Here is a 12843-nt window from a genome sequence, read left to right as displayed (position 1 = left end):
ATCTCTTCCCAAAATTCTTCTTTTCCATAACCCAGTATCCTTACTTCTGGGTCTCCGGCAAACAAGGGGCGGTTCACAGCTCTTTGGGTGGTCGATCATGTAGATCCTCGTAAGTCTCGATGACTTGTCTAAGAAGCTGTTCAGCAGCGTCTGCGCTTAGGTGGTACTCATATTCGTCCGTTTTCCATGGACCGTTTGCACCGCGGAAAACAACACCGTCGCCTTCGGTCAAAAACATCTGCGCGGCACAGCAGACATGATTATCTCTGTTGTTTGGAAGGTTCTTGTAGACCATTCCTATATAGCACACGCCATCGCGAACAGCTGATAAGCGCCACGGCGGCTTAGGTTGAGACTTGTAATATAGACCCGTCGCTATGTTCCATCCGATCGTTGCGCCGTCTTGAGCTTTCCTGATGGGGTAGCCAGCACTATTCAGAAAAGCGTAAGGATCAAGCGTGGTTTCGCGCAGAATTTGAGTCGGGGCGATCGATAGAAACTCAGCTTTGATACGGCGCCGAAAGTCTGGAACATCATCAAATATGTTCTCAACACTTGTATCAAAATCAGGCAGTGTCTCGAACAATGGCATCGCCGTTCGGGTTTTTTGTTTCTTCGAAACCTTTCCTTCGATCAAGTCAAGTCCAGTGCGCTTGGATTCTGGTCGGCAGCGCTCGTAGACCATCTCAGGCACAATGAATAGCCACACGTCGATAGAACGCTCTTCATTGCGCCTGAATTTTTGAACGCGGTCTATGTAGATTTGCGCGACTTCATCTACCGCTTCATGTTTGTTCAAGATCCGAGTCGCCCGATCGATTTGAGATTCGTCGATTTGCAACTCACTGCAACCTGTTGGATCGAAGGTGATGCCGAACGTTTCTTCAAGTCCAAGAAAGTCTGCCAAGTGGAGCCGATCTTCCTTTTCACGCGGCCCTGGTGGCGGCACTTTTATGCCGTCCAGCAGTCTCTGACTCCATCTTCGAAACAGCTTCATGCCTCGCGCTGTTGCGACAACGCCAATTCGAACGTCCTTGAGTTTTTTTGAGCCCTTATGAGGGCCCAAGGGTTCTGGGTTTTGTGCCACTCAGCAAAACGATCGCAGAACTACGGTGCGAGCTGGTGGATCGGCTGACACACCATGCGAACATCCTTGAGATGAATTGTGAAAATTACCGGCTCAATCAAAACGCGGCAAAACTTAACACAATACTATGTAACTTAACTTCCAACGCCCCTCGGAACATGCTTACTACCATTTGGCGTCACGCCCCAAGGCGCGACGCCAAATGGCCAACTTTTGCTCCGCCCTAGTGGCGGGAACATCCTCCGCCGTTGATTGAGAAGAAACGTCAAACTGTGTATGGTTTATCCCAATAAATCACCACTAATCAACTCGGTCTGACTTTCTATCGCATTCGAAACTACATCTGTAACGCACCGAACGCGCGCTGACCCGGCAAGGTCACGATTAGTAACGAGCCAAAGTTCCTGACCTATTTCATCGATTACGCTTCCCACTCGCATAAGGCGAGAATCTTGGTCACCTAAAAAACAAGGCAGGACAGCACAGCCATATCCTTGGGCCGCCATTTCGTGATGTACAGTCAGAGAATTCGATCTAAGGACGATTAGGCCATCGGTCCGTTCGATCCATCGTGCGGCAGGCAGATCAGCCATGTCCACCATCCAGGTGACGAAACGGCCTTCGCCCACTCCTTTGACATCCTGATAAACAGCAAAGGCAATATGACCAAGCCGCTTTACTGTCAAATTGCCTGCTTGGGGTCGCACAAGCCTCAAAGCTACATCCGCTTCAGCAGCAAGAAGGTTAATTGCCGAAGAACTTGTCAACAACTCCACCTGTAAATTTGGATGCTCTTGCTGTAATTCGGATAGCGGTCGAGCCAAAAGATAAGTGACAATGCTTTCAGTGGTTGCAAGTCGCACGCGGCCCGAAACTTCCAACGAAATTTCTGAGTCGAGGGCATGTATCGCACTTTCCACAGCTTCGGCGCGCCGCACCAACAAGCGGCCTTCGTCGGTTAGTCGGTACCCGTCAAGTGATCTGCGAAAAAGGCTATAGCCAAGCGCCAGCTCCAACGCCTCAACATGACGCGAAACCCGAGACGGGGTTGTGCGCATACCAGCGGCAGCAGCTGAGAGCGTGCCATTTCTCGCCACAGCCAAGAAGAATTTTAGATCCCCCCAATCCATGGCTACCCATCCATCCTGTTTTGGTTTCGTCGTCTTAAAGCTGCTCGATACACCACTAGGGTTTTCCCGTCTGAAAATGCTTCTCGTTTTCAAGAAGCTGTTCCGCATAATTGTCCGTATCACAACTAAAATCGAAAGAATAGATAGGGGGCATGGTCACGCCAGTGCCGCCTAGCATCGCCAAAAGGTGTCATTCTTCGCCTCGTATTCCGGTAGCGATCTGAAAGCTGCCTCCTTCGAAAGGACAAACCAATGAGAACTGTCTCTGCTTTCCCGATTGCTGCTTTGTTAGCATCGCTAACTGTTGGTACTGCGACAGCAGAGCCACGAATTTTTGTATATGGGGATTCGAACACCTGGGGCTGGATCCCGGTTGAGACGGGCTTTCCTACGACCCGTTATGCCGACGATGAGCGCTGGCCTGGCGTTATGGAAGCAGCACTTGATGATGCTGTCGGGGATGTTACCGTCGTCGTCGATGGTTTGAGTGGCAGAACCGTCGACGCCCGCTATGGCGATGCTCAAAACGGGATCGCAGGTGAGGCGTTCACCGGTTCGGAGGATATCAGGGCTGCCGTTGCCTCCGCACTCCCGCTGGATTTGGTTGTGGTGATGCTCGGTACGAACGATGCCAGATCCGACCTTGCGGCAGAGCCGCAGCACATCGCAGAGAGCATCGTCCGCATCGCCCATGAAATCCGAACATTGGACGGCGGCGTGGCAACATCTTACCCAACACCCGAGCTTCTCGTCATCGCACCGCCCGCGATTGGAGATACGTCAGCCACTCCGATTTCGGCTGTGACACAGGGGTCACAGGCCCGCAGTCGCGAGATTTCTGAGGCCATCGTAGCTGCAGGCGCAAGGGTTGGCCTGAACGTATTTGATGCTGGAGGGGTCGTGGTGATCGACAGCATTGATGGTGTGCACATGACAGCGCCTATGCACGAGGCACTTGGGAAAGCAGTTGCTGCACGAGTGGGACGAATGATTAATCAGGCGGAGTAATCGGTCTCCAGATCCGCCTTGTGCTGAACTGTGTCTAAATCAGAAATGGCACTTAACCAAAGCATTGCTGCACTCCTCGGTGCTCAAGCCCTGTCCAAACCAACTGAAAGGTGTTTGAACGATGAAGAAACGCGCACTTGGGGGCGATGGGTTTTCTGTTTCCACACTCGGCCTTGGCTGTATGGGAATGAGCGAGTTTTATGGCCCTTCGGATGATGCCGAAAACCTTGCCACACTTGATGCGGCTCTCGAACGCGGGATCGATATTTTTGATACGGCGGATATGTACGGTCATGGCGCAAACGAAGAACTCCTTGGCCGATTTCTGATCAAAAGGCGCGGCCAAGTCAAAGTTGCGACCAAATTCGGAATACTGCGATCTGATAATCCCGACGCGCGCCCCATCGACAGCTCACCCGAATACCTGCGTTCGGCTTGTGAAGCATCCTTGCGCCGCTTGGGTGTCGACACAATTGATCTTTATTACATGCACAGGCGCAATGTGGATGTTCCGATCGAGGATACGGTGGGGGCAATGGCAAGACTCGTTCAAGAAGGGAAAATTCGGGCCCTTGGCCTTTGCGAGGTAGCACCCGACACCATCCGTCGCGCGCATGCGACCCATCCGATCACAGCCATTCAGACTGAGTATTCGCTGTGGAGTCGCGATGTCGAAGCTGAAATCTTGCCTTTGACGAAGGAACTCGGGATCGGATTTGTGCCTTACAGCCCATTGGGGCGCGGTGCATTAACAGGGGCACTAAGGTCGGCGGGAGACCTGGCCGAGGACGATTTCAGGCGCACAATCCCGCGATATGCACCGGAAGTGCTGAGCGAAAACCTGAAGAGTTTGAAGGCGCTACAGATTGTAGCCGACAGACAGAACGCGACGCCTGCACAAATTGCCTTGGCTTGGCTGCTCGCGCAGGGAGAGCAGATCGTTCCAATTCCAGGAACACGGCGTCCGGAACGTCTCGTCGAAAACGCCGGAGCGGTTGAAATCAAGCTTTCGAGCAAAGAACTTGCGAGCCTGTCGGCCAGCTTTTCACCTGCCACCATCCTTGGCAGCCGGACAACAAATGTCGGCTCCGCATTGATAGACCTCTAGTACATCATACCAACTCGGAGAAAACTTATGACTGTTACAGTACTTTATTCTACAAAAGCCAGCGCCACAGGTGGCCGAGACGGGCGAGCCGAAACCTCTGACGGAAGCTTTGCAGTCGATTTGTCGACACCTAAAGAATTGGGCGGGGCAGGGGGGCAAGGTAACAACCCCGAACAGCTTTTTGCCGCAGGTTATGCTGCGTGTTTCATCGGTGCGATGAAGTTTGTTGCCGCTCAAGACCAAGACCCAAAAGCGATCGAGGGTGCGACTGTAACAGCGACCGTAGGCATCGGACCAAAGGAGAATGGTGGTTTTGGTTTGACGGTGGAATTGGACGTATCCCTACCAGAAGTTGAACCAAATCGAGCAAACGACATTGCCAACAGGGCTCATGAAGTCTGCCCCTACTCAAACGCAATCCGAAACAATATCGCCGTAAAACTCTCGGTGATTTCTTAACTGCAGGAGGCCGACCGTAAGAGCGCGCGCTCGGTGTCTAGGTCAGACTCCTCTACAAATTTACAGGAAATCAAAATGCCAACCAAAATACAAGAATTACCTGCTAAAGATGTTGTTCAACACTTTTTTGCGGCTTTGCGCAGCAGTGGCCCCGATGCCGCGTTAGAATTCGTAGGGGACGACGCTGTCTACATCGCAGTGCTGGGTGATGATTTTCGCAAATATCTTCCAATGTATGGAAAGTACATCGGCAAAAAGGGAGCACGCGATTTTCTGCATTCACTGAGCGAGAGCTTCGACACACAGGAGTTCATCACCCAAAAAGTGATTTCGGAAGGCAACAGCGTCGCGCTATGGGGCAAGTTTCACCATATTGTGCGCTCCACCGGGCGCGACTTTCATTCTGACTGGGCTTTGGTTTGCGAAGTTAAGGATGGGAAAATCGAGCACTATCAATTTTATGAAGATACGGCAGCATTGGAAGCCGCTTTTCATCTACCAGGTCGAGCAGAGCGGGTCGCCGCCGTGGCCGATGCTTCCTAGAAGGAGTGATTTTGCCATCGCGTATTGCAAAAACATAGAAGAAGTCAAAATTCCCTTCTGCGCGCGTCTCTTCGGGTCAGAACGCCAGCTTGTCCGCCTAGCGGGCAGCGCCAAGCGCGCCTTCGAAGAAATTCGCCACGGTGGCACGCACCGTAGCCTCCACGTCAATCTCCAGCGGCATATTGTAGACGTATTTCCGGATGGCGATGTAAAACACCGCCCCGCGCAGTCCACAGAAGAGCTCGATCTCATCTGCTGGGGCGGTACTTGATGGAGGCAGGGTTCCGGGATCGCCACGAGAATCACGTAGCTCCTGGGCTGCTGGCTCGATTTTCTTTGACCGGATGATGTCGAGATAGCGTTCGGTTAAACCGTAGGACTTCAACCCCGACGAAACGAAGATCCGGACCCAGTCATAGTCGAAGACCCGTTTGGCATATCCGGCGTTTCGGACCGCCATGCTTGCGGGCGTACCACTCATCTTCACCCTCGACCTTGATACCGGTGCTGTCGATGAGGAGGTTCAGCGGGCCGGTTCCTCCACGATACGGCAGGCTAATGTTGAGCGTTCCTTAACGGCGGCTCAGGATACTGAAATCCTGAACGGTCCAGTCCAACCCGACAAGCCGCAAAAGGCTTACAACAAAACCTGTCGTTTGCCGCAGTGGCATTCCGAACAGCACTTTCTTAGTCGGACAAGTCTGGATCGCGGCATCGCTGAACTGTTGCTGCCGACCACGCTTGCCGGTCGACGGCGGCACCCTGATCATCTCTGGATCAAACCAGATCGAGAACGATCCACGCCGCCTCTAGCTGTCATTGTAAGACGACCAGTTAGTCGTCTTGTGTTTTGTACGGGCCCAGCTACTCATAGCCCCCGCCTATCATACAGGACGCATGTAGTGAATCCCTCACGCGATTTGCGCAACAAAGCTCCCCGTATCTAAGAACGTGGTGAAGAAACCAACACTGGGATGTTGAATCAAACGCTCAGCACCCCGCACGGATTTTATCTTCGCTCCCCGTGGAGACCGTCCATGTGCCGTTGGAATAGTTGTCCGAGAAACCCGGAATGTGCATTTATGCCTTCAGGTGGTCGATGAAGGCCCTTAGGCGCATAGGGACATAGGCTTTGGACAGATACACGATCCAGGCAGCGCTGTCGAACTGGCCGGCGCTGACCTCGTAGTTGGGGAAAAGGTTGAGCAGCTCCCCGGACTTGAGATCATCGGCTATGGTCCAATCCGCCATCAATGCTACCCCCATCCCTGTCAGCGCCGCCCGGCGCAGTGCCAGGGCGTTTGAAATGGTCAAGGCCCGCCGGGGCACGGCGTCGACGGTCTCTTCGCCTCGCGCAGAGCGGAAATGCCACGGATTGCGGAACGCGGGTAAGCGAAACATGAGCCCGTCATGCCGGGCTAGCTCCGCAGGGCTTTCCGGCCAACCGGCCCGCGCCAGATAGTCGGGTGAGGCCACCACGCGATAAGGCGTGTCAAACAACTTTGCCGCCACCATTGCGCCAGTTTCAGGGCGCGGTCCAAGGCGAAGAGCGACATCAATGCCTTCGCCTGCCAAATCGGCGACCGCATCTGTTAGGATCAAGTCCAGCTCGATACGCGGATAGGCGGCGTGAAAGCTGCCCACTCGCGGGATCAACCAGCGCTCTCCGAAAGCAACCGAGGTGGTCACGCGCAACAGCCCCGAAGGTTCGGACATCACGTCACGGGCCACGTCTGCGGCTTCGTCCATCGCATCAAGCGCAGATGCCGCCCGGTCGAGATATAGTCGCCCGGCTTCGGTCGGGTCGAGCCGCCGGGTCGTCCGCTCGAAGATCAGGATGCCCAGTGCTTCCTCCAGAGCGGCGACCTGCCGGGACATTGAGGAAGGGTCCACGCCGAGTTGACGCGCGGCGGCTGCGAAGGACCCCGCACGCGCGACGAGGAGCGCTGCTCTGAGAAGCTGGAAGTCCATTGTGATCCATATTAATGCGAAATGTGCACGACAGATTATTACATGGCTATCTTTTTTGCAAATCCAACATAAACGAAAGTGGGCTTAACCAAAGTTAAGAAAGCCCGACATGACACGTATCCTTCGCATCGACAGCTCTGCCCGCCCAGCTTCGGCCGGCTCCCGTAGTCGGGAACTGGCCGACCGGATCGTCGGACAGCTGCAAACCCAGCAGCCCGGCGCCGAGATCATCACCCGCGATCTGGCCGCGACGCCACTGCCGCATATCGCCAATGACACCATCACCGGTTTCTACACCTCGCCCGAGCAGCTCACCGACGACCTCACCGCGGCGCTGGCGCTGTCCGATCAACTGATCGCCGAGCTCAAATCTGCGGATGCCGTAGTTATCTCCACGCCGATCTACAACTTTTCCGTCCCGTCCGCGCTCAAGGCCTGGGTCGATCACGTCATGCGGATCAACCAGACCTTTGCCTTTGAAGACGGTCAGTTCCGAGGGTTGGTCGCCGACCGGCCCGTCTATGTCGCCTATGCCTACGGGGCGGGTGGCTATGCATCCGGCGGGCCGCTGGAAAGCTTCGACTACATGCGGCCTTATCTAACGCTGCTGCTCAATTTCATGGGCATGACATCGGTCGAAAGCTTTGCGGTAGAGGGCACCACCGCCGATGCCGCCGCGGTCGAGGCCAGCATGGCCGAAGCGCTGAACCAGATCAACGTGCATTTTGGGGGTTGAGATGACCGAACGTCCCACGCTTTTCTGGATCTCTGGCAGCACGCCCGCGTGGCGCGTGATGTTGGCGCTGACCTTGAAAGGCGTGGCCTTCGAAAGCCGCAGGCTCGACACCGGAAAGGACGAGAACCGTCAGGCCCAATACCTCGCGCTGAACCCCAAGGGTCAGGTACCGACGCCGGTCTGGGGCGACGTGGTGATCCGCGAAAGCCTGGCCATTCTGGGTTGGCTCGACCGCGCATTCCCCGCGCGCCCGATTTGGGGACAGGATGCGGCGGAGGCTGCCTCCGTCTGGCAGGACGTAGCGCTGCTGATCGAGGACCTGCACCCGCACCTGTCAGAGGTCGGTCTTGGCCTGATGCGCCGCGAGGTGATCCCAAAAGAAGCAATCACCGCGTTGGAGGCCGAAACCGATGCCTGGTGCGTCCGGCTTGAGGCCAGCAATTACCTTGGCGGAACCGCCCCAATGGCCAGCGATATCTGGCTCTATCCGGCACTCTATTGGATCGGCCGCGGTGTCGCGCTGAACGCCAACCCGCCTGTATCGCTGACAGATTTCATCACGTCCCGCCCCGCACTCGCCGCCTGGCGGGCGCGCATGGCCGCGCTGCCAGGTGTGGCCGACACCTATCCACCTCATTGGAGAACGTCATGACCGAATTCACTTATCATTCCAAGGACACCGCTCCCGGTGAGAGCCGTCCGTTGATTGACGCTTCGATCAAGGCTTACGGCTTTCACCCCAAGCTGCACCAGATCATGGCCGAAGCGCCCCCCACCTATCGGGCCTATCTGGAAACCTTCCGCATCTTCGCCGAAGAGACCACGCTGACGCCGCTGGAGCAGCACGTGATCATGCAGACGGCAAATTACGAGAACCGCTGCCATTACTGCACCGCCGGGCATTCCATGCTGATGAAGATAATCGGGGCGGATGACGTCATCGTCGACGCTCTGCGCGAGGGCGCGCCCATTGCCGACCCCAAGCTTGAGGCATTGCGGACCTTTGCTCGGCAGCTGATCGACAAACGTGGGCATGTGGGCGACACCGCCCTGCAACATTTCCTCGACGCCGGATACGACAAGCGACAGGCGCTCGAAGTGCTAACCGGACTGGCCACCAAGCTGCTCAGCAACTTCACCAATGCGCTGGCGCATACCGAGCTTGACGAGTCGGTCAAACCCTTCGCCTGGACCCATCCCGACGACCGCGCCGCTTAAGCGCCCACCCCTAGAAAGGAAACCATTATGCTACGCAGCACTCTCCTGACGACCGCGATCCTTGCGGGCACCGCCGTCCATGCCGAGCCCGTCGAATGGACCCTCGATCTCGGCCACGCCTATATCGGCTGGGAAATCGACCACATGAACATGTCCAACACGGTCGGCCGGTTCAACGAATTCGACGGGGCCTTCCTGATCGACGAGGCGGAGCCCGCCAATTCGCAGATCACGTTCACGATCAATGCTGCCTCTGTCGACAGCAACCATGTCGGCCGCGACAACCACATCCGCAACGCGGACTATCTGAATGTGGAAACATATCCAGAAATCAAGTTCACCTCTACCGCGGTTCAGATGCTGACACCGACCACGGGCAAGCTGATGGGTGATCTTGACCTGCACGGCGTCACGGCGCCGGTCGAGCTGGATTTCGAGATGGTGAACCGTCGCAACTATCCCGATTTCATCCCCAACTATGACGAGCTTGAAGTAGTTGGCTTTCATGTCACCGGTGAGGTCATGCGCCTTGATCATGGCATGGATTTTATCGCCTTCATCGGGTCGCCCACCGGCTTTGCCGTCACTCTCGACGCCCGCTTCGACCTGATTCAATGCGACGGCGCGCCGGAAACCAACGTGCCTTGCCACTGGGGCCGCATCGAAGGCTTCAAGGGGCCGAACGAGTGAAACCGCGCCCTGTATCAGACACATGGCCTGGCTGGTTCATTGCGTTGCACTGGGTTATTGCCCTGATGCTGAGTGTCATGATCGGGGTGGGTATTGTCATGGTTGCGGTGGAGGAAACGGCCGCCGCAACCGGCGATTTCACGATCAAGGTGTTCGGCTTCCCCATGTATCAGGCCTATCAACTGCACAAATCCGTTGGGCTGACACTGTTCTGGCTGATTGTGCTGCGCTTGGGTCTGCGGCTGACCTTGGGCTTGACTGCACCCAGCCACGACCACTCGCGGCTGGAACGGTTTGTCGCCCGAACGGTACAAATCGTGCTTTATGCGCTGATGCTGTCGATGCCATTGACAGGTTGGCTCATGGCGTCTTCGTCACCGCTCGGCCTGCCGACGATGTGGTTCGGTCTGGTGAATGTGCCCCATCCGCTTGGCCCGGATGCCGCCCGAGAAGAGATACTGGCAACGCTCCACGCCCTTGGCGGATACGCGCTCTTGGCAATTGCCGGGTTGCACGCGGCGGCCGCCTTGAAACACCACCTTGTTGACCGTGACGGCACGCTGACCGCGATGCTGCCGCCCTTGCGGCACCTGGAGAAAAGACAATGAACATTCCGTTTGGGTGCGCGGCCTTGTCCGCTTTGGTCTTGACGACATCGGTTGCATCGGCGGAGCCGAGTTGGATCATGAGGGCTAACGAAAGCACGCTGGAGTTCGTGATCGATATCGGCGGGGCGACGGTGACTGGTGGATTTTCGGATTGGACCGTGACGACACTCTTCGACCCGGCACAGCCCAAAACAGCCAGCCTTCGGGTCGAGATTGCGATGGCCAGCGTGTATGTGGACGATCCACGCGCGCAGGCCATCGGCAATTCCACTTGGCTAGCGGTGGGCAATTATCCAATAGCCGTTTTCGAAGCAGAAGGCTTCGACTGGGCACCTGACACCGGGGCTTTGACCGTACATGGTGGCCTTGCCCTGCGCGACATCACCCAACCGTTAACTCTCACAGGAACACTGAAGGCGAACAACGGTCGCGGAGAAGCGCAGATCACCGCGACGATCCCCCGTCTGCGGTACGATATCGGGGTCGGACAAGAGGCCGTTGGGACCAATGTTCAGCTCCACGGCCATTTCGTCGCCACCCTGCAAGATTGAATACACGAAAGGAAAAGAAAGTGACGCAAAACATTGATCTGACCGGTAAGACTGCCCTGATTACAGGGGCGAGCCGCGGCATCGGGGAAGCTGCTGCCCGGTACCTCGCCAATCTTGGCGCGAACGTTGTGCTTGCCGCACGAAGCGAAGATGCCGTGACGCGAATCGCCAACGAAATCGGACCGCAGGCCATCGGATTATCCTGCGACGTGGCGGACTGGGCACAAGTCAGCGCAACGGTAGCCCGCACGCAAGAGGGATTTGGAGGCGTTGACATCTTGTTGAACAACGCAGGCTTGATCGACCCTATCGCCCGGATCGAAGACGCCGATCCTTTGGCATGGGGCAAGGTGGTTGATGTGAATGTCAAAGGAGCCTTTCACATGTTACGCGCCGCCGCGCCTGGCATGATCGTCAATGGCCGGGGGTTGGTCATAAACATCTCATCAGGGGCAGCGACCTCCGCTCTCGAAGGTTGGTCACATTACTGCGCTACCAAGGCCGCGCTTCTCAGCCTGACACGCACCGCTCATAAGGAACTAAGCCCCAAAGGCGTGAACGTCATCGGCCTCAGCCCCGGCACGGTTGCAACCGACATGCAGCGCGCGATCAAATCGTCAGGCCTCAACCCGGTCAGCCGCTTGGATTGGGACGCCCACATCCCCGCCGAATGGGTCGCCCAGGCCATCGCTTGGCTTACCACCGACGCCGCCCGAGTCCATGACGGCGGAGATTTTTCGTTGAAAAACGACGAGGGACGCAAGGCCGTCGGTCTGCCTGCCGGTTGACATCGGCCGGACCAGACCATCCGCGCCGCATGTCCTCGGTCCCTTTGACCGAAGCGGTTGAACTTTGGCAGGTGTCCGCGTCGCGAAGAAGGCCCCGGAGCGTTCGTAGCAGGATGTGAGGTGCTGGAAGAGCGACGTAAGCTTGAGATCAAACAGCTATCTGCCATAGGTCCACGTCGTCGACGGCCTGAGCATCATGCTTTGCGTAGAACGCGCGTGCCTGTTCGTTTTCTTGCCAGACCTCGAATCTGATGACACCGCATTTTCGATCATTCGCCACGCGTTGAAGCGCCTCCAGGAGCGCTTGGCCAACGCCAGATTTCCGAATTTGATCGCAGACAAAAAGATCGCTGACCAAAAGCGTCTTAGAATTCGTATGGAGTTCAAAGCTTTGAGTGAAGGCGGCAAAACCGACGATCTCTCGGTTGTGTTCTACGACAAGCGCTTCAAACCAACGGGTCTCACCGAAGGCCAATTCCTCAACGATCTCTGTCGTCAGCTTGGGATCTGGATCATTAACGTGTTCAGCGAGTTTTCGGGCGAGTTTAACGACCTTCGGAATATCTTTCCTGGCTACAGCCCTAACAATCACGCTATTGGTTCCCCGTTAGTATCTTGATTATTCATTAGCAAGACAAGTTCAATGGTGGCCATTGACGTTCATGTTACGATCGGTGACCCGCCCCCCGGCATCCGGGTCACTGCGAGCTGGTACTTTCCACCGTTGAATGAGTAAAGGAGAAATTCTCCATGAAGCGGAGGCGTTTCACAAAGAACTGGTCATTGGCGTTCTGATGGAAACCGAAGCTGGGGCAAGGAAGGACGGTATCTGTCGGCGACACGGCGTCAGCTCGTCGGCATTGAATAGCTGATGGGGTGGATGGCTCCTGCTTCAACCGGCGTCGCAATGCGCCATAGTGCAGGTGTCAAAATCTGCTTATGAGAG

At 56.1% G+C, this 12843-nt stretch carries 16 protein-coding genes and 3 pseudogenes; 13 read left to right on the top strand and 6 right to left on the bottom strand.

Translation table 11 applies throughout. From position 1 onward, the window contains the following. Positions 1–73 precede the first annotated feature (73 nt). On the bottom strand, positions 74–997 hold the full coding sequence (locus GFB49_RS20560; RefSeq protein WP_153218103.1) for an argonaute/piwi family protein: 924 nt from the start codon (positions 995–997) through the stop codon (positions 74–76). A gap of 74 nt (positions 998–1071) precedes the next feature. On the opposite strand from GFB49_RS20560, the pseudogene GFB49_RS21135 reads away from it, so the two are divergent. Further along, positions 1072–1200 (top strand): annotated as a pseudogene (locus GFB49_RS21135) (ATP-binding protein); the annotation flags it as partial. 168 nt (positions 1201–1368) lie between these two features. Here GFB49_RS21135 and GFB49_RS20555 read toward each other — a convergent pair. Next, positions 1369–2217: a LysR family transcriptional regulator gene (locus GFB49_RS20555; protein WP_194269434.1), complete on the bottom strand. Its 849-nt coding sequence runs from the start codon at positions 2215–2217 to the stop codon at positions 1369–1371. Between the two features lie 252 nt (positions 2218–2469). Here GFB49_RS20555 and GFB49_RS20550 point away from each other — a divergent pair, with 252 nt between their 5' ends. The 4 genes from GFB49_RS20550 (at position 2470) to GFB49_RS20535 (ending at position 5335) form a co-directional block, all read left to right on the top strand. After that, on the top strand, positions 2470–3225 hold the full coding sequence (locus tag GFB49_RS20550; protein WP_082705030.1) for a GDSL-type esterase/lipase family protein: 756 nt from the start codon (positions 2470–2472) through the stop codon (positions 3223–3225). Positions 3226–3346: 121 nt separating this feature from the next. Further along, positions 3347–4333, top strand: coding sequence for an aldo/keto reductase (locus tag GFB49_RS20545; RefSeq protein ID WP_068240867.1), 987 nt, complete (start codon positions 3347–3349; stop codon positions 4331–4333). Between the two features lie 27 nt (positions 4334–4360). Further along, complete coding sequence (locus GFB49_RS20540; protein ID WP_153218099.1) at positions 4361–4792, top strand: organic hydroperoxide resistance protein; 432 nt, start codon at positions 4361–4363, stop codon at positions 4790–4792. A gap of 75 nt (positions 4793–4867) precedes the next feature. Beyond that, complete coding sequence (locus tag GFB49_RS20535; RefSeq protein WP_153218097.1) at positions 4868–5335, top strand: nuclear transport factor 2 family protein; 468 nt, start codon at positions 4868–4870, stop codon at positions 5333–5335. Positions 5336–5432: 97 nt separating this feature from the next. Here GFB49_RS20535 and GFB49_RS20530 read toward each other — a convergent pair whose 3' ends face one another. The 3 genes and pseudogenes from GFB49_RS20530 to GFB49_RS20520 form a co-directional block, all read right to left on the bottom strand. Continuing rightward, positions 5433–5816 (bottom strand): hypothetical protein, encoded by a 384-nt coding sequence (locus GFB49_RS20530; RefSeq protein ID WP_165595881.1) that lies wholly within the window; start codon positions 5814–5816, stop codon positions 5433–5435. Then, a pseudogene (locus GFB49_RS20525) lies at positions 5773–6207 on the bottom strand (IS5 family transposase); the annotation flags it as partial. The pseudogene GFB49_RS20525 and the gene GFB49_RS20530, both read right to left, overlap by 44 nt. Before the next feature lie 208 nt (positions 6208–6415). Continuing rightward, positions 6416–7306 carry a LysR family transcriptional regulator gene (locus tag GFB49_RS20520; RefSeq protein ID WP_068240862.1) on the bottom strand — a complete coding sequence of 297 codons (891 nt, stop codon included), beginning with the start codon at positions 7304–7306 and terminating at the stop codon, positions 6416–6418. 109 nt (positions 7307–7415) lie between these two features. Between GFB49_RS20520 and GFB49_RS20515 the strand changes: the two genes are divergently transcribed. The 7 genes from GFB49_RS20515 to GFB49_RS20485 are packed head-to-tail and all read left to right on the top strand — an operon-like array spanning position 7416 to position 11897. Continuing rightward, complete coding sequence (locus GFB49_RS20515) at positions 7416–8042, top strand: FMN-dependent NADH-azoreductase (RefSeq protein WP_068240860.1); 627 nt, start codon at positions 7416–7418, stop codon at positions 8040–8042. A gap of 1 nt (position 8043) precedes the next feature. Next, entirely contained in the window at positions 8044–8694 is a 651-nt protein-coding gene (locus tag GFB49_RS20510) for a glutathione S-transferase family protein (protein ID WP_153218093.1), read from the top strand. Next, positions 8691–9260 (top strand): carboxymuconolactone decarboxylase family protein, encoded by a 570-nt coding sequence (locus GFB49_RS20505; RefSeq protein ID WP_068240857.1) that lies wholly within the window; start codon positions 8691–8693, stop codon positions 9258–9260. Before GFB49_RS20510 ends, GFB49_RS20505 begins: the two co-directional genes overlap by 4 nt. A 27-nt stretch (positions 9261–9287) precedes the next feature. Then, complete coding sequence (locus tag GFB49_RS20500) at positions 9288–9950, top strand: YceI family protein (protein ID WP_068240856.1); 663 nt, start codon at positions 9288–9290, stop codon at positions 9948–9950. Further along, the gene (locus tag GFB49_RS20495; RefSeq protein ID WP_194269433.1) at positions 9947–10558 is read left to right on the top strand and encodes a cytochrome b/b6 domain-containing protein; all 612 of its coding nucleotides are present in this window, start codon (positions 9947–9949) and stop codon (positions 10556–10558) included. Before GFB49_RS20500 ends, GFB49_RS20495 begins: the two co-directional genes overlap by 4 nt. Beyond that, a complete protein-coding gene (locus tag GFB49_RS20490) occupies positions 10555–11109 on the top strand; it encodes a YceI family protein (RefSeq protein WP_153218089.1) in 555 nt (184 codons plus the stop codon). The genes GFB49_RS20495 and GFB49_RS20490 overlap by 4 nt, the downstream gene beginning before the upstream one ends. Before the next feature lie 20 nt (positions 11110–11129). Beyond that, positions 11130–11897, top strand: a complete 768-nt coding sequence (locus tag GFB49_RS20485; protein WP_343032656.1) for an SDR family oxidoreductase — start codon at positions 11130–11132, stop codon at positions 11895–11897. Between the two features lie 148 nt (positions 11898–12045). On the opposite strand, the gene GFB49_RS20480 is transcribed toward GFB49_RS20485, so the two are convergent. Then, positions 12046–12489, bottom strand: coding sequence for a GNAT family N-acetyltransferase (locus tag GFB49_RS20480; protein ID WP_153218084.1), 444 nt, complete (start codon positions 12487–12489; stop codon positions 12046–12048). Positions 12490–12647: 158 nt separating this feature from the next. Here GFB49_RS20480 and GFB49_RS21480 point away from each other — a divergent pair. Further along, a pseudogene (locus tag GFB49_RS21480) lies at positions 12648–12754 on the top strand (transposase); the annotation flags it as partial. Between the last annotated feature and the right edge of the window lie 89 nt (positions 12755–12843).

The sequence above is a fragment of the Tritonibacter litoralis genome (assembly GCF_009496005.1).
GTDB lineage: Bacteria > Pseudomonadota > Alphaproteobacteria > Rhodobacterales > Rhodobacteraceae > Epibacterium > Epibacterium litoralis.
The sequence above is the reverse complement of the archived record's forward strand: the minus strand, read 5'-3'. Positions and strand labels throughout refer to the sequence as shown.

Coding starts and splice junctions, on each gene's coding strand:
- GFB49_RS20560 (WP_153218103.1), bottom strand. CDS start 997: ATGAAGCTGTTTCGAAGATGGAGTCAGAGACTGCTGGACGGCATAAAA.
- GFB49_RS20555 (WP_194269434.1), bottom strand. CDS start 2,217: ATGGATTGGGGGGATCTAAAATTCTTCTTGGCTGTGGCGAGAAATGGC.
- GFB49_RS20550 (WP_082705030.1), top strand. CDS start 2,470: ATGAGAACTGTCTCTGCTTTCCCGATTGCTGCTTTGTTAGCATCGCTA.
- GFB49_RS20545 (WP_068240867.1), top strand. CDS start 3,347: ATGAAGAAACGCGCACTTGGGGGCGATGGGTTTTCTGTTTCCACACTC.
- GFB49_RS20540 (WP_153218099.1), top strand. CDS start 4,361: ATGACTGTTACAGTACTTTATTCTACAAAAGCCAGCGCCACAGGTGGC.
- GFB49_RS20535 (WP_153218097.1), top strand. CDS start 4,868: ATGCCAACCAAAATACAAGAATTACCTGCTAAAGATGTTGTTCAACAC.
- GFB49_RS20530 (WP_165595881.1), bottom strand. CDS start 5,816: ATGAGTGGTACGCCCGCAAGCATGGCGGTCCGAAACGCCGGATATGCC.
- GFB49_RS20520 (WP_068240862.1), bottom strand. CDS start 7,306: ATGGACTTCCAGCTTCTCAGAGCAGCGCTCCTCGTCGCGCGTGCGGGG.
- GFB49_RS20515 (WP_068240860.1), top strand. CDS start 7,416: ATGACACGTATCCTTCGCATCGACAGCTCTGCCCGCCCAGCTTCGGCC.
- GFB49_RS20510 (WP_153218093.1), top strand. CDS start 8,044: ATGACCGAACGTCCCACGCTTTTCTGGATCTCTGGCAGCACGCCCGCG.
- GFB49_RS20505 (WP_068240857.1), top strand. CDS start 8,691: ATGACCGAATTCACTTATCATTCCAAGGACACCGCTCCCGGTGAGAGC.
- GFB49_RS20500 (WP_068240856.1), top strand. CDS start 9,288: ATGCTACGCAGCACTCTCCTGACGACCGCGATCCTTGCGGGCACCGCC.
- GFB49_RS20490 (WP_153218089.1), top strand. CDS start 10,555: ATGAACATTCCGTTTGGGTGCGCGGCCTTGTCCGCTTTGGTCTTGACG.